At 59.2% G+C, this 21,310-nt stretch carries 12 protein-coding genes; 9 read left to right on the top strand and 3 right to left on the bottom strand.

Going from position 1 to position 21,310, the window contains the following annotated elements:
- On the top strand, nucleotides 1–1,842 hold the full coding sequence (locus tag AC245Y_RS32140; RefSeq protein ID WP_017997140.1) for a glycosyltransferase family protein: 1,842 nt from the start codon (nucleotides 1–3) through the stop codon (nucleotides 1,840–1,842).
- A 178-nt stretch (nucleotides 1,843–2,020) separates the two neighbouring features.
- Here AC245Y_RS32140 and AC245Y_RS32145 read toward each other — a convergent pair whose 3' ends face one another.
- Nucleotides 2,021–2,797: a LuxR C-terminal-related transcriptional regulator gene (locus AC245Y_RS32145; RefSeq protein ID WP_017997141.1), complete on the bottom strand. Its 777-nt coding sequence runs from the start codon at nucleotides 2,795–2,797 to the stop codon at nucleotides 2,021–2,023.
- Nucleotides 2,798–3,348: 551 nt separating this feature from the next.
- Here AC245Y_RS32145 and AC245Y_RS32150 point away from each other — a divergent pair.
- Genes AC245Y_RS32150 through AC245Y_RS32175 form a run of 6 tightly spaced genes read left to right on the top strand, consistent with a single transcriptional unit; the run spans nucleotide 3,349 to nucleotide 8,877 of the window.
- A complete protein-coding gene (locus tag AC245Y_RS32150; protein ID WP_012760120.1) occupies nucleotides 3,349–3,855 on the top strand; it encodes an acyltransferase in 507 nt (168 codons plus the stop codon).
- The gene (locus AC245Y_RS32155) at nucleotides 3,852–4,889 is read left to right on the top strand and encodes a Gfo/Idh/MocA family protein (RefSeq protein ID WP_012760119.1); all 1,038 of its coding nucleotides are present in this window, start codon (nucleotides 3,852–3,854) and stop codon (nucleotides 4,887–4,889) included. Before AC245Y_RS32150 ends, AC245Y_RS32155 begins: the two co-directional genes overlap by 4 nt.
- Nucleotides 4,886–5,989 (top strand): DegT/DnrJ/EryC1/StrS family aminotransferase, encoded by a 1,104-nt coding sequence (locus tag AC245Y_RS32160; RefSeq protein WP_012760118.1) that lies wholly within the window; start codon nucleotides 4,886–4,888, stop codon nucleotides 5,987–5,989. The genes AC245Y_RS32155 and AC245Y_RS32160 overlap by 4 nt, the downstream gene beginning before the upstream one ends.
- Nucleotides 5,979–6,698: an acyltransferase gene (locus AC245Y_RS32165; RefSeq protein ID WP_017997142.1), complete on the top strand. Its 720-nt coding sequence runs from the start codon at nucleotides 5,979–5,981 to the stop codon at nucleotides 6,696–6,698. Before AC245Y_RS32160 ends, AC245Y_RS32165 begins: the two co-directional genes overlap by 11 nt.
- On the top strand, nucleotides 6,695–7,669 hold the full coding sequence (locus AC245Y_RS32170) for an NAD-dependent epimerase/dehydratase family protein (RefSeq protein WP_012760116.1): 975 nt from the start codon (nucleotides 6,695–6,697) through the stop codon (nucleotides 7,667–7,669). The genes AC245Y_RS32165 and AC245Y_RS32170 overlap by 4 nt, the downstream gene beginning before the upstream one ends.
- Nucleotides 7,666–8,877: a DegT/DnrJ/EryC1/StrS family aminotransferase gene (locus AC245Y_RS32175; protein WP_026157690.1), complete on the top strand. Its 1,212-nt coding sequence runs from the start codon at nucleotides 7,666–7,668 to the stop codon at nucleotides 8,875–8,877. Before AC245Y_RS32170 ends, AC245Y_RS32175 begins: the two co-directional genes overlap by 4 nt.
- Before the next feature lie 424 nt (nucleotides 8,878–9,301).
- Here AC245Y_RS32175 and AC245Y_RS32180 read toward each other — a convergent pair whose 3' ends face one another.
- A complete protein-coding gene (locus tag AC245Y_RS32180) occupies nucleotides 9,302–10,810 on the bottom strand; it encodes an O-antigen translocase (RefSeq protein ID WP_017997144.1) in 1,509 nt (502 codons plus the stop codon).
- Between the two features lie 228 nt (nucleotides 10,811–11,038).
- Nucleotides 11,039–12,349, bottom strand: a complete 1,311-nt coding sequence (locus tag AC245Y_RS32185; RefSeq protein ID WP_012760113.1) for a polysaccharide biosynthesis/export family protein — start codon at nucleotides 12,347–12,349, stop codon at nucleotides 11,039–11,041.
- Nucleotides 12,350–12,927: 578 nt separating this feature from the next.
- On the opposite strand from AC245Y_RS32185, the gene AC245Y_RS32190 reads away from it, so the two are divergent.
- Both AC245Y_RS32190 and AC245Y_RS32195 read left to right on the top strand, forming a co-directional pair.
- The gene (locus tag AC245Y_RS32190) at nucleotides 12,928–19,974 is read left to right on the top strand and encodes a DUF4082 domain-containing protein (RefSeq protein WP_487762877.1); all 7,047 of its coding nucleotides are present in this window, start codon (nucleotides 12,928–12,930) and stop codon (nucleotides 19,972–19,974) included.
- 50 nt (nucleotides 19,975–20,024) lie between these two features.
- Nucleotides 20,025–21,248: a GTP-binding protein gene (locus tag AC245Y_RS32195; RefSeq protein ID WP_017997147.1), complete on the top strand. Its 1,224-nt coding sequence runs from the start codon at nucleotides 20,025–20,027 to the stop codon at nucleotides 21,246–21,248.
- Nucleotides 21,249–21,310 lie beyond the last annotated feature (62 nt).

Genomic DNA, 21,310 nt, shown 5'->3' on the forward strand with positions numbered 1-21,310 from the left:
ATGAATAGCAACGTTAATGATCGAAAGCCGCGGCTCGTTTTTTTTCAATGGGACCATCAGCCCAATGCGAACGCGGCCGGTTACCTGCTGCTGCACATGCAGCAGCAGGTCAAATGCCTCACAACACATTTCGATGTCGTCGTCATTAACCGCGACTGCGATTATGCAGAGATATGCGACAGGTACGAACCGGATCTGACGCTGTTTGAAAGCGGTTATCGGTCGCATGGGTCGCGTCGCATAAAAATCACCAACACCAATACCCATATCGTCGTTCCCAAGCTTGGCCTTCATAACGCCGACGCATGGTGCGATCGACGCGCGGGCTTCCTTTCCGATATGGAGCAGTGGGGCATCGAGGCGTATTTCGCGATCGCAACGATGACTCCGGAATATATGCCGGCGGTGAAGGAGAATCTCTTCGTCTGGCCAAATTTCATCGATCCCAAAGTCTACCACGACTATGGCCAGCAAAAGGTCATCCCGGTGATGCTCACAGGTCAGGCCTATGGCCTTTATCCCTGGCGACAGACGGTCTTTCCGATGATCCGCGACCGTTACCCCTGCCTGGTCTCGCCGCAACACGCCTATGAGAGCAAGCTAGCTTCCCAGCTCCTGTCCGGAGAGGCTTACGCGCGCGCGCTCAACTCGAGCCTCGTCGTCCCCACATGCGGCACTATGGGCGGCGAGGTCGTACGCAAGCACTTCGAGATTCCCGGGGCAAATGCCTGTCTCGTGACCGAACGCACAGCAGCAGTGGAGGCAGCTGGCTTTGTCGATATGGAGAACTGTGTCTTTGTTGACGGCCAAAACGTCGTCGAGCGACTAGATTACCTTTTTGCCCATCCCGACGAAATACGGCGTATCACGAAAGCCGGTTACAGTTTGATCCATTCGTGTCACACACTGAGCCACAGGCCGCAAATATATCAGTGGTTCATGCTGAACAAAGGCCTGCAGTTCGGTGAAAAGATCATTCAGTCCGGCCCCTTCGGCGATCTTACAAAGGTTCAGCGTAGCTCCAGGCGAGAGAGCGTCCATATCGTGGGGGAAGCCAGCGATCGCGCTTTGCTGAAGCAGGGCGACTTGCTTCTCGAGCAGGGCAGGGTGGCGGAGGCCAAGCAGTGCTACGCGCGCTGCCTGGACTATGTATCCTACCTGCCCGAAGCTAAATTCCGCCTTGCCATCTGTGCGTTGCAGGAGGGCGACGCCGATCACGCCTATGAGCTTCTGGTGGACCTGGTCAAGGTGACCATGAGCGAATATGGGGCACTCAACCCGGATCCGGTCGAGTGGGCGTACTTCCTTCTCGCTTTAATCTCCAGAGGCCAGTTTGAGCGGGCGCGAAGGCTGCAAGATTTCTATCCATCGCTATCCCACGACGAATTCAGGCGCGCGCGCCTCGTCATCGCGCAACTCGGTCGCTCAGGCGATGGGGTCGTCTCGGGGCGGTATGGCAGGGATCGAAAAAGCATTCATCAGATTCCTGATCGGAGCGATTCCGAGTGGCTTGCATGGTTTTCCGATATTCTTGAGCGCTGTCAGCAGCCAGATCTTGCAAATGTTCTTCGTCACGCTCCCGTCGGCGGAAGCAGCGCCGGCGAGAAAGTAACATCTCTACAATTCAAACGTGATGCTGGCTGGCGTCTGCGACTATATTCAGGCGTCGATGGCCTGATGGTCAGACTGCGCCTGAATGGCCTGCGGCCGAATGTGCCGCCGCTGCCTGAGTTCCGATATTTCTGGCATCTTGCGCGGGGTCTGGTCCCCCATTCGCAGAGAGGCCCGTTGCGCAAGATCCGAATAGCGCTTTCCAGGCTTCCTATCGGCACCGGCAATTAGCCGTGGGAAAATTGCACATGCAAACAGCGACACCTGGAGAGTCGTACATGACAGACTTTCCAAGTGAGGCTGAAGATGCAATCGCGGACTCGGTGGCGTATTTGCCGTGCAGCCACCGAGGATGTTTAGAGCGAGAATGCGCTCCTGATGCGATCCAAGATCTGATCGGCCGACCGCATCAGCACAGGCTGTTTGTCGCAGAGCCGCCCGAAAGAAACAGATCGTTGAGCTTGAACACGACTTCCGTTCTGTTCGTCGCTTTGACCTTTTTCATAATATTGCGAACATGCACCTTTACAGTGCTTTCTCGCAGGTTGAGCTCATAAGCGATAATTTTGTTTGCCTTTCCGCGTCGGAGCGCCTCCACGACTTCGACCTGACGATCCGTGAATATGCCGGCTAGCGGGCGTGCGGTCGAATTGCTCGAGTCCAGCAAATGACGCATGGCGAACAGGGCGCTTGCAGGCACAAAAATTCCTCCTGCCACCGACAGCGCGATCAGCTCCATACAGACACTGACGCTGACTGAGGCGGGGATGAACCCTTTGGCTCCGTACTCAAGTGCCCTAACGATTTGACCGAAATCGTCGCTATCGGCCAATACGATGAGTGGCGTTGATACAAATTCTGACGAAAGCTTCCGGATTTGCTCCGAAACGGCCGGTTCATCGATCTTTTTGCCGCCGACGTTCAAGAGGATTGCCGAAAGCGGAGGATATTCGTCGCGCTTCTGCTTCCACTCCTCAATTGATCCAAATGCCAGAATCTGCAAATCCGCCTTTTCGGCAGCCATGCATTGCGCCAGGCATTGCCGATCAAGCTCACGATTATCGAGAATGACAAGCGAATGCGTGTGTCTTCCCGGCACGACAGCTGTGTTCGGATTATCTATCCTGAGGGGAAGAGCTACGTTCTCCTGCCTGAGGTCCAAATTCGGTATAAGTGCTGAATTCACAGCTTCACCCTCCCCTAACACGTTACGCTCAACTAAGGCTCCGAGTACCAACCCCTCTCAATTCGGGGGTTTAGGAAACTCTAAAGTAGGAATCGAATACCACAATTCGCGGGACGTTACAGTAGCTAATATAGGCTAAGTAGCGCACAACTTTCATAACAAGTCGGAAATATAAAGTAAATCTGAAGTAGTCTTACGCGTTACTAGATAATTTTCAGGATAAACTTCATCGTTACACCGTAGTTTGTGACGGGTCACTAAATGCATGGAAACAATCGCAGTCTCCGGCGTAGGACCGGCTGCGGATGCGGTCGGTGAGTCCGCCACCAACGTTGGCCGATGTATGAACATGGGCGTAAGTCATCATAAGTAGATACGCCTTTAGGTGAATAACCTTAAACGTTTTGTTTCTTTACTCAGATGCAGAAAACAATTCTCTTTGCAATGTAGAAAAATATTAGCCCTGTCGGTCTGAAACCTTGGGTGCAATCAAGCGATTGTTGGTTTCAACTGAAAGTCTGGGCGTGTTCAAGAGTAGGGGTTTTGCAGGGATGATTGCATCAAACGTCAAGCTGGATGACGGCACCATTATCCACCATCCGGATCTTGTGAATCTATACGGCTGCACAATCGGCGCCGGAACGCGCATCGGCACCTTCGTTGAGATCCAGAAAAACGTCCTGGTCGGAAAAAGCTGCAAGATCTCCAGCCATTCCTTCCTCTGTGAGGGCGTGACGCTGGAAGACGGCGTGTTCATAGGCCACGGGGTCATGTTTACGAACGACACATACCCGCGCGCCGTCAATCCGGATGGCAGCCTCCAGACGGAGGCCGACTGGATTGTCGTCCCGACCCTGGTCAAGCGCCACGCGTCGATTGGCAGCAACGCCACCATTCTGCCTGGCGTGACCATCGGAGAGGCTGCGCAGGTCGGCGCCGGAGCCGTTGTAACAAAAGATGTACCGGATGGCGCCATTGTTATTGGCGTTCCGGCCAGGGTGATCGGTCGCGTCAATGACGGACCAGTCGACATGTATGCGTCGGGAGGAATGAAATGATCGGCATTGCTGTTGTTGGGTATGGATATTGGGGCCCGAATCTGGTGCGCAACATCTCGGAGGCGGCCGGAGCGCACCTCGTTTCTGTCTGTGATCTTAATGTTGAGCGGTTGGCGGCTGTCAAAAGCCGCTACCCCGCCGTGACGATCACCGATGATTTCGAGGAAGTGCTGCGTGATCCAAGAGTTGATGCCATCGCTATCGCGACGCCGGTCTTCACCCATTTCAAGCTCGCAATGCAGGCTATGATGGCCGGAAAGCATGTCTTCGTCGAAAAGCCGATGGCATCGACGACGGAGGAAGCTTCGCGGATGGTCGAAGAGGCCGCACGCCGACGCCTCGTGCTGGCAGTGGATCATACCTTCGTCCACACCGGCGCCGTCCGCAAGATGCGCGAACTGGTCGAGAACGGCTTGGGCGACATGTATTATTATGACTCGGTTCGGGTCAATTTGGGGCTCTTCCAGCATGATGTCAGCGTCATCTGGGACCTCGCGGTGCATGATCTCTCCATCCTGGACCATGTTGTGCAGGAAAGGCCGGTGGCTGTTTCAGCGACAGGCATGAGCCATGTCCTCGGCGAGCCGGAAAACATCGCCTATCTCACGCTCTTCTTCGAAAGCAAGCTCATCGCACACATCCACGTCAATTGGCTGGCGCCGGTCAAGGTGCGCCGCACGCTGATCGGTGGCAGCAACAAGATGGTCGTCTACGACGATCTGGAGCCCAGCGAAAAGATCAAGGTCTACGACAAGGGCATCACGCTGAACCCCAATTCTCAGGCTTACGGCGAGAAAGTGCATCAGATGATGGTTGGCTACCGCAGCGGCGACATGTGGGCGCCCAAGCTCGATATGACCGAAGCACTGAAACGCGAACTGGATCAGTTCGTCGAGTGCATCGAGCAGAACTCGCGGCCCATTACGGACGGCCATGCCGGCTTGCGCGTCGTTCGCATTCTGGAAGCTGCAAGCCGGTCGTTAGCCCAGCGCGGTCGCATCATCGAGCTCGAAGAGGCAAGGCGCATCGCATGATCCCGTTCCTGGACATTAAGGCACAATATCAGTCAATCAAGGGTGAGATCGACGCCGCTGTGCTCGGCGTCCTCGCCTCGGGGCAGTACGTATTGGGCGACGAGGTCGCGCATTTCGAGCAGGAATTCGCCGACTATTGCAACGTCAAGCATGCGATAGCGGTCAACACCGGAACGAGTGCCTTGCATCTTGCCCTGCTTGCGGCGGGCGTTGGTCCCGGCGATGAGGTCATTACGGTGCCATTCACGTTCGTCGCAACCGTGTCGGCGATCTGCTATACGGGTGCGCGACCCGTGTTCGTCGATGTTGAGCCCGTGACACTCACGATGGATCCGGCGGAGGTCGAGGCAAAGATTACTCCCCGCACCAAGGCCATTGTTCCTGTCCATCTCTACGGTCAAATGGCCGATATGGACGCGATCAAGGCAATTGCCGAGCGCCACGGGATACCCGTCATCGAAGACGCCTGCCAGGCCCATGGCGCGCAATACAAAGGCCACCGTGCCGGCAGTATCGGCCTATCCGGCTGCTTCAGCTTCTATCCGGGCAAAAACCTCGGCGCCTGCGGCGAGGGGGGTATGGTCGTTACGAATGACGATGATCAGGCCAAGACGATGCGCATGCTGCGAGACTGGGGTCAGGAGCAACGCTATCACCATCTGCTGAAAGGCTTTAACTATCGCATGGACGCCATTCAAGGCGCGATCCTGCGTGTCAAGCTCCGGCACCTTGAAGACTGGACCGAGGCGCGTCGCGCTCATGCGCGCCGCTACTCTTCGCTGCTTGCCGGATCGACGGATTTGACAATCCCTGTCGAAGCAGCCGACCGGCGTCACGTCTATCATGTCTATGCCATAAGAAGCCACGATCGCGATGGGCTTCAACGCCTGCTCAGCGCGGAAGGCATTCCGTCCGGGCTGCATTATCCCATCCCTGTTCATCTGCAGAAAGCCCATGCCGACCTTGGTTACCAGGCCGGGGACTTCCCGGTTTCGGAAGCCGCCGCACGGGAGGTCCTCTCGCTGCCGATCTATCCAGAGATGCCTGTACGACACGTTGACCAGGTGGCCGCCGCGCTGGAGTACGCCTATGTCAGTTAACCGCCCAGGCGAGGCTCGACTGGTGCAGGCGGTCCATGGTCGCCATGAAAGGCCGGCAGATCCTGACTACCAAACTGGGTTGGTCGAAGAGCTCAGACAATCATACGGGCGCGCTGGCCTGATAGACCTCTATGGTCGTTTCGCCACAGGTGACGGGGTCGTCGACACTCTGATGCGCAAAGCCATCTGGCAAGCGATCGCGCGGAACTGCGGCGCGGGACTTCAGGTCGCGGGCGGCGCCGGTTTCAAACATCCGGAAACGTTCGAAATCGGCAATGGCGTGTTCATCGGCGCCCAGGCCTATATCCAGGGACGCTTCGACGGCACCTGCGTGATCGGCGACAATGTCTGGATCGGCCCGATGGCCTATTTCGATGCACGCGATCTGGTTATCGAGGACTGTGTCGGCTGGGGTCCTGGCGCCAAAGTGCTTGGGTCGACCCACACGGCACTGCCGGTGGATGTGCCGATCATTCGCACGGATCTCGAAATCAAGCCGGTCCGCATCGGCGCATGGGCCGATATTGGAACGAACGCAACAATTCTTCCCGGCGTGAGCATCGGGAAGGGGGCGATCGTCGGAGCGGGCGCTGTCGTTGTTTCCGATGTCGAACCGTTTTCAGTCGTGGCGGGCGTGCCGGCGAAGTTTATACGCTGGCGCACGGAAGCCGATGCTGTGGTCGATATATCGCGTGGAGGAAGATCGTGAGAGATCAACGGGTACTCATTACCGGCGGAGCCGGCCTGATCGGGTCGCATATCGCCGATCTCGTCGCATTGGAGAAGCCGCGCGAGATTATCATCCTCGACAACTTCGTGCGCGGACGCCGGGACAATCTCAGCACGGCAATAGGTGGCGGGTCCGTCAACATTATCGAGGGAGATATCCGTGACAGAGCCTTGCTGGCGAAAACCTTCGAGGGTGTGGACATCGTCTTTCACCAGGCGGCCATTCGCATCACGCAATGCGCGGAAGACCCACGGCTTGCCTTCGATGTGCTGGCCGAAGGCACGTTCAATGTTCTCGAAGCTGCCGTAAAGGCAGGCGTGTCGAAGGTCGTCGCTGCCTCTTCAGCCTCTGTGCTGGGCTTGGCCGAGACCTTTCCGACCACCGAAGCCCATCATCCATATAATAACAGGACGATCTACGGCGCGGCCAAGACCTTTAACGAGGGGCTGCTTCGCAGCTTCGCGGAGATGTACGGCCTGCGCTATGTGGCGCTGCGCTATTTCAACGTATACGGGCCGCGAATGGACGTTTACGGTGCCTATACCGAAGTGTTGATCCGCTGGATGGAGCGTCTGGCGACCGGAATGCCACCCCTCATCTACGGAGACGGCAGCCAGACGATGGACTTCGTCGATGCACGTGACATCGCCCGGGCAAACCTGCTGGCTGCGAAGAGCGATGTCACCGATGAGGTGTTCAATGTCGCGAGCGGCGAGGAAATAAGCCTCCTGCAGCTTGCGCAGATGCTGAGCAGCATCATGGGGGTCTCACTCGAACCGCAGCACAAAGAAGCCCGCGCGGTCAACGGCGTAACCCGTCGTCTTGCCGATATCAGCAAGGCCGAGAAACTCCTTGGCTTCAAAGCGGAAATATCGATGGAACAAGGGCTTCGCGACCTTGTCGCCTGGTGGCAGTCGAAGACCGCTGCGGCAGGAGGGCAAGCTGCATGAGCGCGTCTCTCTCAACGATTCCGGTCGCCAAGCCCGTCCTCGGAGAAGAGGAGGCCGAAGCAGCGCGCCGCGTTATTATGTCAGGATGGGTAACGCAGGGACCGGAAGTCGCGGCCTTCGAGGGCGAATTCGCAGCCTTTGTCGGCGCCGCACATGCCTGCGCGGTTTCAAACTGCACGACCGCACTGCATCTCGCCTTGATGGCGGTCGATGTCGGTGCCGGCGATGAAGTCATCACGGTCAGCCATTCGTTCATCGCCACCGCGAACGCTGTTCGATACTGCAATGCGGTCCCTGTCTTCGTCGACATCGAAGCAGATGGTTACAATATCGACCCCAGCCTGATCGAAGCAGCCATCACGCCCCGCACCAAGGCAATCCTATGTGTGCATCAGCTTGGCATGCCTTGCGATCTCCGCTCGATCGTGGAGATCGGCAAGCGCTATCAGCTCCCGGTCATCGAAGATGCTGCATGCGCGACGGGAAGCGAAATCCTGTGGGACGGGCGTTGGGAAAAGATAGGCAAGCCGCATGGCGACATTGCCTGCTTCTCCTTCCATCCCCGGAAGGTCGTCACGACAGGTGATGGTGGCATGTTGACCACCGCCAATCCCGAGTATGATCGAAAGTTCCGGCTGTGGCGTCAGCATGGCATGAGCGTCACCGATGCTGTTCGCCATGGCTCGAAACAGGTGATCTTCGAAGACTATGACGAACTGGGCTACAACTACCGTATGACCGACCTTCAGGCTGCCGTCGGAAGGGAACAGTTACGGCGGCTGCCGGGGCTGATTGCGCAGCGCAGGCGGCTCGCCGAGCAATATCGTGAGCGCCTGTCTACGATCCCTGGGCTCTCACCGGTCGAGCCGCATTGGGCTCGTAGCAACTGGCAGAGCTTTTGCGTGAGACTGCCTGATGCCGTCGACCAGCGGAAGGTCATGCAGACACTGCTCGATCAAGGGATCTCGACCCGGCGCGGTGTGATGAACATTCATCTGGAAGGTGCCTATTCCGACCAGAGTTCTTATCGTGCCGCCACAAGTCTGGAGCGAAGCGTGGCAGCGCAGCGGCAAACGGTAGTCCTTCCGCTTTATGCTCAGATGACGGATCTCGACATTGTCAGGGTTGTCGAAGCACTTCGAAGCTCATTGGCTGAGGTCGCCAACATACCCGCCTTACAGCACGATAGGGATATCGCTCTTGTATGATTTCCTGATTGCGTGATGCAATCTTTGTTGTGCCGCAGGACCTGATGCGCATCGCTTCGATGCGCATTTTTTGTTAGAGCCTTTCCTGGTCAATTTGAAGCATTCTGTTGGCTCAAACGGAGTCGGATGGTCGACCCCGGCCGGCGCGCGTCGAAGCCAAGCTCTACGGCCAAGCCGGCAGGTCGATCAGGCAGGCCCGTTTCAGCCAACCCCCGCAGATTTGCCCAGCAAATCTGCAAGACTCTAGAATTGCCGGCCGCATCGCTTCGCATGGCGAAGCAGTGCGGCCGGTGGGCCGGGCATCTCTCCACCTGGATCAGAGGCGATCGGCTCGGACGTACCTTGGGGTATGCCCTTCGCCAATCGCCTTTTCCCGGACGAACACCTGTTCCGGCAGAATGATTCAATCTGACCCGGAAAGGCTCTAGGCGAACTTCGCGATCCATCCTCTGATCACTGCAGGCATCACTTCGGGCGGAAGAAGCTGGACCAGCATGCGCAGCGAGTAGATCCCAGTCAGAGCTACGGCCAAGGTGCCGATCCCTATCGCCGGCCATAACGGCAAGACCCAAAACGCCGAGAATACCAGCACCGATGCAGGCAGGAAAAGCAGCACGTGCCTGCGGTTGGCTGCGGATCCGCGGAAGCCGGTAAGCCGCCGCACGATCACGTAAATGAGGATGCTATGCCAGACGTAGAGGCCGAAAAACGCCATGCCGGCTCCTGGCGTACCGAACTTCGATACGAAGTGCCATGCCAGCCCTACATGCACGAGCGTGGCCGCCACCTCCGTCCAGAAGAAAATGGATTGTGCACGCTTCGCCAGGATGATGAAGCCCATCGGCCACGCGATGATCCTGAGCATCATGCCAAGGCAGATCCAGCGCAAGAGATCAACCGCGCCATGAAACTCCGAAGAATAGAATAGGCTCATCATGAGCGGCGCCAACGTCAAAGTGGCGAGCAGACCGGGGCCGGCAAGAAGGATGCTGATTTCCATCTGTTCGTTAACCAGGCGGTTGCATTCGGCATGATTATCCGCAGTCGTGGTCAGGCGCGGATAGAAGTCCGTTCCCATCGCCTGCAAAATGAAGCCGGCATAGAGACCGCCCAACCCCCAGGCTGCCTGATACAATCCTGCGGCCATCACGCCCCCATCCTTCAATATGATGATGCGGATGGCATAGGCCGCGCCGAAGGTTAGAAGTCCGCTCGCCATGAACACGGCGCCAAATCTCAGCAGAGGTGCCCACTCTTGGCCAAATTGGCGAGCCGACATTCGCGGCGAGTGTGCGCCTATCCGTCTGCTGTACCACCAGGTGGAGAGTGTTGTGACGGCCGCAATCGCTACGACAGAGGGTGCGATCGCCTGCGCGCCGAACAGGTAAATCAGCGGGACCGTGATAACCGTGCCGAAAAAACCTGTGAGCACATTGATGCGGGCAAGATTTGCAATGCCACGTAAGCCCTGGATCAACGCCGTCTGCCCGGACGACACTATCCGGAAAAATACGGCGAGCGAGAGCAGTGCGATGCCACCGGCGTGCTGGTAGTCGCCGAAGGTGAACCCCGAGACGGGAAATGCCAGCGCCGCAAGAAGGAGCGCGCCAACCACCCCGAGTACTATCGATATGCGTCTCAACGCCTTCGCCGACTGTGCGATCCTCGCTTCGTCGCCGGTACCGGCGGCCTCGGCGACCTGTCGCACCCCGCTGCCGCCCAGTCCCAGGCCAGCGGCCGTTTGCGCGATATCGACGATTGACTGGTAGAGGCCCATGAGCCCCACGCCTTCAGGCCCAAGCAGAACGGCCAGGGCCTTGTTGCGAATGATGCTTAAAGCGACGTTCACGAGCGAGGAACCGCCCATCAGCATCGTCGACTTGAGGATCTGGGTATAAGTCTGCCCACTGGCTGGGATCATGCGCAAAGTCATCAATCATCCTTGGCCGCTATGCTGTGGGGCGGGATCTCCGGCGCGCTGTCGCCGACATGTTTACCAACGCCGCTTCGGAGATATGCGGCAAAGGCATTCCTGTTGGGGCAGGGAGCGAATTCAAGACCTGGTCGGGTTTATAACAGCTTGTCGCGCACGTAGTCGGAACGCCTTGGTGCTGCTCAATCGTCCGCTGCGAGCTCGTTTGTAATACATGCTTTTCGCGGGTCACTGGCTTGCCTGACTGGCGTGTGTCTCAGTTTCACGCGACAGGTCGGCGGGCGCGGCCTGAGACACCGGATCGGCAATTGGGGTTCGAACGACCCTCACAACATCACCCGGGATCAGCGCCGTTGTTTCGGAGGCCTGGAACTGCCTGATTTGCCCTTCGCTTCGCCGGCTCACCGTAAACGTCAGCGGGAGCGCCTCGTCGGTGGTAGTCGAGCCTCCTGCCGCAAGGTCATCGAGAAGCAGTTTTTGCGTCATCTCGCGCTTCAATTTGAACTGATCGAGGCTTGCCTGTTCCGACTGCAATTCGGAAGCGACTTCGCTTCGCCGCGTGTCATAAAGCCCCTCAAGATTTCGCGTTGTCTCACTGATCGCCTGACGGCCCCGCATGATGGCGGTGACAAGGTCGAGCCGATCGGAGCGGTAGGTGGTGAGCAACCGTTCCAGATCCAATTGACGCGACGAGAGTGTGAGGCCTTTCGAAACCAGCGTTTTGACGCTGGTCAGCTGCTCCTCGATAGATTTGATATTGTCCTCCGAGCCCTGCACCTTCTCGCCCAGCATGCCGACTTCACTGTTCAAAAGATCACGCAATTCCGTGAGCGCCTTCGACTGCCTGTCCAGCGCATTTGCACGAGCCTGAAAAATAACCCGTTCCTCGTTGTATATTCCCGCAGCGTATCGCTGATCGACGCCGACCGTCTGATCGAACGAGATCTCCTTTGCCCCGATCATCTCTGCTTGGAGCCGTGCTAATTTGGCAGTGCTGCGCAGCAGCGAGTGGTCGATTTCCCGCAATTCGCCTGCGAGTTTGATCGTCTGCGATTGCTGCTGACTTGTGGCGCGGAATGGGCCACCGCTCATTGCCAGGGATTGCAGGACGGTAAGTCCGGAACGGAATTTGTACTCCCCAGGCGTGGTTACGTCTCCGACGACATAGATTGGCGGGTATTCAAGAATTTCGATGGTGACGGCGGGTGGCTGAACCAATCCGATTTTTTCTTGCAAACGCTTGGCAATCTCGGTTGTGAGGCTGGTGTTATCGAGATTGCCGACGGAAACGGATCCAAGAAAGGGCAGAAAGACAGCGCCTTCATCCGAGACGGTGTATTCGCCGCCAAGCGCATCCCATCTTTCATATTGGCCTTTGGACTGCATCCATTGGACAATCGTCAGACGGATTTTCGTTTGCGGAGCAAAAGCAGCGTCATTGGCGAGAGCCGGCGGTACAGTTCCGGCAAGAAAGACCAGTGTACTGATGACAAGTGTCGCCGGAAAAAACACGTTGAGAACGCGATACGATAGCTTCATTTACATGTCCAGCCTGCAATAGCATCCTTAAACGGACACCGGTTCAACGCCTTACGCGTTACGCGAGCGTCGGGCACCAGGTCCGAAGCCTTAATGCCAGTGTGCAATCTGGCGAAGCCTTGAGGAAGGTGGCGGTTGTTTGCTTCGCCTAATCACTATTGATGAGGTGGGGGAGGGTGCTTAACCTAAACCGGGCAGCAACATACACCTTCGTTGCGGTACAGAGGCATTGGCCCGGGAAATCAGGTGATCATGCGCAGGAAGAGGCGCGCTCGCCGCGCAGGACAACGATCCCTTGCGGCAGAGCCATTGTTTGGATCGTCGATTTCGAGACGTTGATATTGACCGGCGGCGCCGCCTTAACGGTCGGAGCAAAGGAAAAAATGCCCCGAAACGAACACCTTGCGTGTCTCGCGCATCACGTGGCCGATGCCAACAATGTCGTTGCCCAAAGGATACCGCCTGTAGAGCGAAAGGCGTAGGACCTACTCGCTTATTTTTGGGCTATCATTCAGGGCTTCGTAGCAAACGATCCCCGTAGAATCGATCCCGATAATCTCGCGAGAGAGGGCCCCGCCATGTATCGCAACGCTCGCCGGTGGACATCACGCTCACTCCTGCTGGATTCGTTGGTTCCCCGATGGCTGACCGTCGGCGGAAAGGGAAGGCCTGGCAAGCCTGCCGATAAGCGCGAGGATAGTGCTCAACTTGCGACATCCGTGCAGACGGCCGATGGAAACAAGCATGATGGTACGCTTGTCGACAATCCCTACAACAACGCGGCGCTCAACGAGCACGATGTTGGTCCGAGTGGGGGCGTGATTGGCGACGCGGAAGGTGGGGTGGATATCAACCACCTAGCGCTGCCCTTGCCTGCCCTGCCTGACGCTTTCACAGCAAATCGCGAGACAGGGGTTCGAAGCGGGGACACTGCCGCGTCTCGGTTGTTCGCCCACACGCCTGGTTTTGCAAGTTTCGAGCGGGACGCGCACGGTGTCGCATTCGGGGCTCAATCGTCCCTTTATCGCACCTACGCTGGAATGAGCCTCATAGGCGACGATCCTTTGGCTCCGTATCTGTCGCAAAGCTCTTCACCGATAGTTTCGGGACAGGGTTCTGTCGCGGTGACGGGCGAGCGTGCGCACTCGGGCAACGTCGTCATCCTCGAATCGAGCCCGTCAGCGCAGGCGACCGCGCAGCATGATGGAGTTAACTCGCTGGCTTTTGGCATGCCCTTTGGTGTGTGCGGATGCGGTTATTTTACCTCTCCTACGCGGATTCTCGATTGGGCCCATGGCGGCGCCGTGCTCCAACAGGACGGTCAATTACCGGGAACCAGGCTGACCGAGGGGCCGGACTTTGTATCGACGATCAAGCGGGCCATGGGCGCCTCGATCAGCGACCCGCTTCTCGATCGTAACCTTTCCCCTCTCTCGGGCTGGCGCGGGACCGCAACATGGACGGATTCGCCGATCTTGAACGGATCGTTGCCAGGCGGCGGAGAAATCGGAACGGGCACCGCCACATCCAAGGGTATCGGCACTCTTTCCGGCTCGGTGACGACGCCACCTTCAACGCAGCGGTCGTTGACGACGCAAAATCTGGCGGCCGCGGCTGCGGCAAGCAACCTGATCGTGCTGGAAAATCAGAAGCAGGGTAACCCAGAGAGCGAGTGGGGCATCGACGGTGCCGGTAGCTCCAACATCGAGGGATTTGCGACCGACATCAGCGTCGACAATGGCAAGACGATCAGCTTCAAGATCAATACGAATTCCACCAACTATCGGATCGATATATACCGGCTCGGCTATTATGGCGGCATGGGCGCGCGCAAGGTCGACACCATTCAGCATACCGGATTGCAGAATCAACCTAATCCGTTGCGCAATGCGACGACCGGCACGGTCGATGCCGGCAATTGGGCCGTGTCGGCCTCGTGGACCGCACCCGAGGACGCCGTATCAGGCGTCTATATCGCCAAGCTCGTGCGTCAGGATGGCACCTCCGGCGAAAATCACATCCCGTTCATCGTGCGCGACGACGACAGCCACAGCGACATCGTCTTTCAGACGGCAGACCAGACCTGGCAAGCTTACAACGGTTGGGGTGGCGCAAACCTCTATGGCGGCAACGGTCCGGCGACGGGGCAGGGTGCGGGTCGCGCCTATGCGGTCAGCTACAACAGACCGATCGCGACCCGCGGCGGGGTTGGCACTTTTGCCGGTCCGCAGGATTATCTGTTCGGCGCCGAATATGCGGGCATCTACTGGCTGGAACAGAACGGCTATGACGTCTCCTACCTGTCGGGTGTCGACGCCGACCGCTATGGCAGCCTGTTGCTCAATCACAAGACCTATGTTGATGCTGGGCATGACGAATACTGGTCTGGTCAGCAGCGGACCAATGTCGAAGCAGCGCGCGATGCGGGCGTCAACCTGATGTTCTGGAGCGGTAACGAGGTCTATTGGCGCACCCGTTGGGGCAATGCCTATAGCGCCGACGGCACGCCCTATCGCACTCTGATCACCTATAAGGAGACATTTTCGCCCGGCGCGAGCATCGACCCTTCGAACGAATGGACAGGCACATTCCGTGATCCGCGCCTCAGCCCACCCGCCGTCGGCGGTGGAAACCCGGAAAACTCACTGACCGGACAGTTGTTCAAGGTCGATGATGTCGGCAGCAATCTCGCCGCCATCACGGTCGGATATGACGACGCCAACCTGCGCTTCTGGCGCAATACGAGTGTTGCCAATCTTCAGCCTGGCCAGACCGCAACGCTCACCAAAAACTATCTTGGTTACGAATGGGACGAAGCGGTCGATAACGGCTTCGATCCGGCCGGCCTTGTCAAGCTGTCGTCGACGACGCTTCCGGTCAGCACCTACTTGCTTGACTACGGAAATACCACCGGCAATGCGACGTCGACCCACAATTTGACGCTCTATCGTGCGCCGAGCGGTGCACTGGTGTTCGGCGCCGGTACCGTGTACTGGACATGGGGCCTGAGCGACAATCACGACAACCAGGCGACTCCGACCGATCCCCGCGTACAGCAGGCAATGGTCAATCTGCTTGCCGATATGGGCATTCAGCCTGGGACGCTGCAATCCGGGCTTGTCGCTACAACCGGTTCCACGGACCATGTTGCACCGACCTCCGTCATCACGGTGCCCGCGACGGTGGCCGTCGGATCCAACGTGACGATTACGGGCACTGCTGCCGACACGGGCGGCGGGGTGGTCGCCAGCGTCGAGGTTTCGACCGACAACGGCGCGAGCTGGCATCCAGCGACAGGCGATGAGAACTGGACCTATAGCTGGTCGCCGCAGGTCGCCGGTAGCTACACGATCCGGTCCCGCGCCGTCGACGACAACATCAACCTTGAAACACCCTCCGCCGGGCGAACGGTCACCGTCAGCGGACCGAGTTACACGTCTCTGTTCGGTTCGGCGACGCCAGCGGTCGTCAACACCGACGATACCTCAGCCGTTGAACTCGGGGTCAAATTCCAGACCTCTGTGGCAGGGACCGTCACCGGGATTCGCTTCTACAAGGGCAGCCAGGATACGGGCACGCACACCGGTTCTTTATGGTCGAGCACCGGTACGCGGCTTGCGACCCTCACCTTCACCAACGAGACCGCCAGCGGCTGGCAGATCGCCTATTTCACCAGTCCGGTGGCGCTGACGGCCGGACAAACCTATACAGCGTCTTACCACACGAATACCGGTCACTATTCGACAACCGCCGACTACTTCATCTCCAATGTGACGAGTGGGCCTCTGACGGCGCCGGCCAGCGGCAACGGCGTATACACCTATGGCAGCGCCAGCCTCTTCCCCACAGGCACATTCCAGTCGACGAACTATTGGGTCGATGTGATGTTTAGCACGTCGGGATCGAACACGACGCCGACGGCAGTTGCCGATGCGGGGGATGCGACCGAGAAGGGTGGCGTGGGCAACGGTTCGGGTGGTGTGGTTGCCAGCGGCAATGTGCTGACCAACGATACCGATACGGATGCCGGTGACACCAAGACGGTGACGGCGATCCGCTTCGGCGCCACAACCGGCACGCTCGGTTCGGCACTGAACGGCACCTATGGCAGTCTCGTGCTCAGCGCATCGGGCGTCTATAGCTATGCCGTCAACGAGACCAATGCCGCCGTGCAGGCATTGCGGCAGTCGACCAACACGCTGAGCGATGTCTTCAGCTATACGATGCGTGACACGGCCGGCGCCACCGCCACGGCCAGCCTCACCGTCACCATCCATGGCGCCAACGACGCGCCGGTGCTGGCGGTCCAGACGGCTAGCCAGAACGCCACCGTCGGCTCTGCCTTCTCGTTCACGCTGCCGACGACGACCTTCACCGATGTCGACAGCGGCGAGACGCTGGCCTATGCGGCAACGTCCGCCGACGGCACGGCGCTGCCTGGCTGGCTGAGCTTCAATGCCTCGACGAGGACCTTCTCCGGAACGGCGACGACATCAGGTACCTATGGCGTCAGGGTCACGACGACCGACCTTGGCGGCCTCACCGCCACTGAGACCTTCAACATCGCCGTGTCGACATCAGGCAACACGACGCCGACGGCGGTTGCCGATGCCGGGGATGCGACCGAGAAGGGTGGCGTGGGCAACGGTTCGGGCGGCGTTGTTGCCAGCGGCAACGTGCTGACCAACGACACCGATGCGGATGCCGGTGACACCAAGGCGGTGACCGCAGTCGGCTTCGGCGCGACATCAGGCACGCTCGGTTCGGCGCTGAACGGCGCCTATGGCAGTCTCGTGCTCAGCGCATCGGGCGTCTATAGTTATGCCGTCAACGAGACCAATGCCGCCGTGCAGGCATTGCGGCAGTCGACCAACACGCTGAGCGAAGTCTTCAGCTACACGATGCGCGACACTGCCGGCGCCACCGCCACGGCCAACCTGACCGTCACCATCCATGGCGCCAATGACGCGCCGGTGCTGGCTGTTCAGACGGCTGCCCAGAACGCCAGCGTCGGCACAGCCTTCTCCTTTGTCCTACCGACAACGACCTTCACCGATGTCGACAGCGGTGAAACGCTGACCTACACGGCAACGGCTGCCGACGGCACGGCACTGCCTGCCTGGCTCGCCTTCAACGCCACGACGCGGACCTTCAGCGGCACACCGACGACATCCGGCACCTATGGCGTCAGGGTGACGGCAACCGACCTCGGCGGCCTTGCCGCCAACGAGACCTTCAATATCACTGCGACAGTGGCGCCTGCGACCTACAGCCTGTTCAACGCCTCCAGCACACCGGCCCAGACCAACCTCAACGACGGTCAGCAGCTCGAGGTCGGCGTCAAGTTCCAGTCGAACGTTATCGGTGATGTCACCGCCATCAAGTTCTACCGCAACGCCAACGACAACGGACAGAACGTCGTCGATCTGTGGACCACGACCGGCACCAAGCTTGCCACCGCCACCTTCACCAACACCACGGCGAGCGGCTGGCAGACGGTGAACTTCACAACGCCCGTCACCATCGCCGCCAACACCACCTATATCGCCTCCTACCACACCACCGGTGCATACGTGGCTACCAACAATTTCTATACGACCGCCGTCACCAGTGGTCCGCTGACGGCCCAGTCGAGCGCTGTCGCCGGCGGCAACGGCGTCTACCGCTATGGCGGATCCGCCACCGTAGGCATTTTCCCGAATGCCACCTTCAACGCTGCCAATTATTGGGCCGATGTGGTCTTCCGTCCGGCATCGACAACACCGAACACGACGCCGACGGCAGTTGCCGATGCGGGGGATGCGACCGAGAAGGGTGGCGTGGGCAACGGTTCGGGTGGTGTGGTTGCCAGCGGCAATGTGCTGACCAACGATACCGATACGGATGCCGGTGACACCAAGACGGTGACGGCGATCCGCTTCGGCGCCACAACCGGCACGCTCGGTTCGGCACTGAACGGCACCTATGGCAGTCTCGTGCTCAGCGCATCGGGCGTCTATAGCTATGCCGTCAACGAGACCAATGCCGCCGTGCAGGCATTGCGGCAGTCGACCAACACGCTGAGCGATGTCTTCAGCTATACGATGCGTGACACGGCCGGCGCCACCGCCACGGCCAGCCTCACCGTCACCATCCATGGCGCCAACGACGCGCCGGTGCTGGCGGTCCAGACGGCTAGCCAGAACGCCACCGTCGGCTCTGCCTTCTCGTTCACGCTGCCGACGACGACCTTCACCGATGTCGACAGCGGCGAGACGCTGGCCTATGCGGCAACGTCCGCCGACGGCACGGCGCTGCCTGGCTGGCTGAGCTTCAATGCCTCGACGAGGACCTTCTCCGGAACGGCGACGACATCAGGTACCTATGGCGTCAGGGTCACGACGACCGACCTTGGCGGCCTCACCGCCACTGAGACCTTCAACATCGCCGTGTCGACATCAGGCAACACGACGCCGACGGCGGTTGCCGATGCCGGGGATGCGACCGAGAAGGGTGGCGTGGGCAACGGTTCGGGCGGCGTTGTTGCCAGCGGCAACGTGCTGACCAACGACACCGATGCGGATGCCGGTGACACCAAGGCGGTGACCGCAGTCGGCTTCGGCGCGACATCAGGCACGCTCGGTTCGGCGCTGAACGGCGCCTATGGCAGTCTCGTGCTCAGCGCATCGGGCGTCTATAGTTATGCCGTCAACGAGACCAATGCCGCCGTGCAGGCATTGCGGCAGTCGACCAACACGCTGAGCGAAGTCTTCAGCTACACGATGCGCGACACTGCCGGCGCCACCGCCACGGCCAACCTGACCGTCACCATCCATGGCGCCAATGACGCGCCGGTGCTGGCTGTTCAGACGGCTGCCCAGAACGCCAGCGTCGGCACAGCCTTCTCCTTTGTCCTACCGACAACGACCTTCACCGATGTCGACAGCGGTGAAACGCTGACCTACACGGCAACGGCTGCCGACGGCACGGCACTGCCTGCCTGGCTCGCCTTCAACGCCACGACGCGGACCTTCAGCGGCACACCGACGACATCCGGCACCTATGGCGTCAGGGTGACGGCAACCGACCTCGGCGGCCTTGCCGCCAACGAGACCTTCAATATCACTGCGACAGTGGCGCCTGCGACCTACAGCCTGTTCAACGCCTCCAGCACACCGGCCCAGACCAACCTCAACGACGGTCAGCAGCTCGAGGTCGGCGTCAAGTTCCAGTCGAACGTTATCGGTGATGTCACCGCCATCAAGTTCTACCGCAACGCCAACGACAACGGACAGAACGTCGTCGATCTGTGGACCACGACCGGCACCAAGCTTGCCACCGCCACCTTCACCAACACCACGGCGAGCGGCTGGCAGACGGTGAACTTCACAACGCCCGTCACCATCGCCGCCAACACCACCTATATCGCCTCCTACCACACCACCGGTGCATACGTGGCTACCGATGGCTTCTTCGCCAACGGCGTCAGCAACGGTCCGCTGTCGGCGCTATCCAGCGCTGCGGCTGGCGGCAATGGCGTCTATGCCTACGGCGGATCTGCCACCACAGGTCTCTTCCCGACCAGCACCTTTGACTCGGCAAACTATTATGCCGATGTGGTCTTCCGGCCGCAGCTTGCAGCTTGACGCGTCGAACGAGGTTAAAGAGGGTTTCGAATGAGGCTCATAAAACGCAAATGACAGTCGCTCCGAATGCCCTCATTCAAGGGATGCTGATAAACAGCGTCGACCGGCTGCCGGTGACGGTGCTCTCGGGTTTTCTCGGCGCCGGCAAGACGACGCTTCTCAGCCACGTGTTGACCAATCGCGAGGGCCTGCGGGTCGCGGTCATCGTCAACGATATGAGCGAAGTGAATATAGACGCTAGTCTTATTCGAGACGGCGGCTGTAACCTGTCGCATACGACGGAGACGTTGATCGAGCTCAGCAATGGCTGCATATGCTGCACCCTGCGCAACGATCTCCTGACGGAAGTGCGGCGACTGGCCGAAGAGGGGCGATACGACTATCTGTTGATAGAGGGGACCGGCATTGCGGAGCCATGCCCTATCGCGGCAACCTTTTCATTCCGCGACGAAAACGGTGTTTCGCTCTCCGATTTTGCGAAACTCGACACGATGGTGACCGTCGTCGACGCCACAAGCCTCTTGGCCGACTACACCAGCGCTGATCTGCTTCGCGATCGCGGCCTGCAGCGCGACAGCGAGGATCGGCGGACGCTTATCGACCTGTTGGTGGACCAGATCGAGTTTGCCGATATTGTCGTGATCAACAAGATCTCCGATGCGACCGAGGAGATCCGCGCGGAAGTCCGCAAGACGGTGGCTGCACTCAACCCGGATGCCCGCCAGGTGGAGACGGACTTCGGCAAGGTTTCTCTTGCAACCGTCCTCAGTACAGGCCTCTTCGATGAAGCAAAAGCCGCCGCTCACCCGTTGTGGCACAAGGAACTGTACAATCCGGGCGATCATGTTCCGGAGACGGAGGAATATGGGGTATCGAGCTTTGTCTATCGCACGAGACGTCCCTTCGACCCCAAGCGGTTTCGAGCATTCCTGGACGAGCCCTGGCCGGGGGTAATCCGCGCCAAAGGCCATTTCTGGCTTGCCACGCGCCCGCGTCACGTGGGTCTGATGTCGGTTGCCGGGGTGCAACGGCGCTGTGAGCCTATGGGGCTCTGGTGGGCGGCCGTTCCCCGACAAGACTGGCCCAGCCATCAACAGTTTCGCCAGCATCTCGAGAGCCGATGGGACAGCGCTTGGGGCGACCGTCGGCAGGAGCTCGTGTTCATCGGTGTTGATATGGACGAGACAGGCGTCCGCACCGCGTTGGACGACTGCCTGGCCAGCTCGGACCCGCGGGACTGGTCGGCTCTCGAAGATCCGTTTCCGGCCTGGTAGCACGGGACGCGGGAGTACCGGGGTCGACGCAAAAGTACCGGCTCGACCGGCCGGACCGGCGA

It is taken from the genome of Rhizobium sp. SRDI943, assembly GCF_057653695.1.

Excerpts from the sequence above, each read along its gene's own strand:
- AC245Y_RS32140 (WP_017997140.1), top strand. The coding sequence starts at position 1 with ATGAATAGCAACGTTAATGATCGAAAGCCGCGGCTCGTTTTTTTTCAA.
- AC245Y_RS32150 (WP_012760120.1), top strand. The coding sequence starts at position 3,349 with ATGATTGCATCAAACGTCAAGCTGGATGACGGCACCATTATCCACCAT.
- AC245Y_RS32155 (WP_012760119.1), top strand. The coding sequence starts at position 3,852 with ATGATCGGCATTGCTGTTGTTGGGTATGGATATTGGGGCCCGAATCTG.
- AC245Y_RS32160 (WP_012760118.1), top strand. The coding sequence starts at position 4,886 with ATGATCCCGTTCCTGGACATTAAGGCACAATATCAGTCAATCAAGGGT.
- AC245Y_RS32165 (WP_017997142.1), top strand. The coding sequence starts at position 5,979 with ATGTCAGTTAACCGCCCAGGCGAGGCTCGACTGGTGCAGGCGGTCCAT.
- AC245Y_RS32175 (WP_026157690.1), top strand. The coding sequence starts at position 7,666 with ATGAGCGCGTCTCTCTCAACGATTCCGGTCGCCAAGCCCGTCCTCGGA.
- AC245Y_RS32180 (WP_017997144.1), bottom strand. The coding sequence starts at position 10,810 with ATGACTTTGCGCATGATCCCAGCCAGTGGGCAGACTTATACCCAGATC.
- AC245Y_RS32185 (WP_012760113.1), bottom strand. The coding sequence starts at position 12,349 with ATGAAGCTATCGTATCGCGTTCTCAACGTGTTTTTTCCGGCGACACTT.
- AC245Y_RS32190 (WP_487762877.1), top strand. The coding sequence starts at position 12,928 with ATGTATCGCAACGCTCGCCGGTGGACATCACGCTCACTCCTGCTGGAT.
- AC245Y_RS32195 (WP_017997147.1), top strand. The coding sequence starts at position 20,025 with ATGACAGTCGCTCCGAATGCCCTCATTCAAGGGATGCTGATAAACAGC.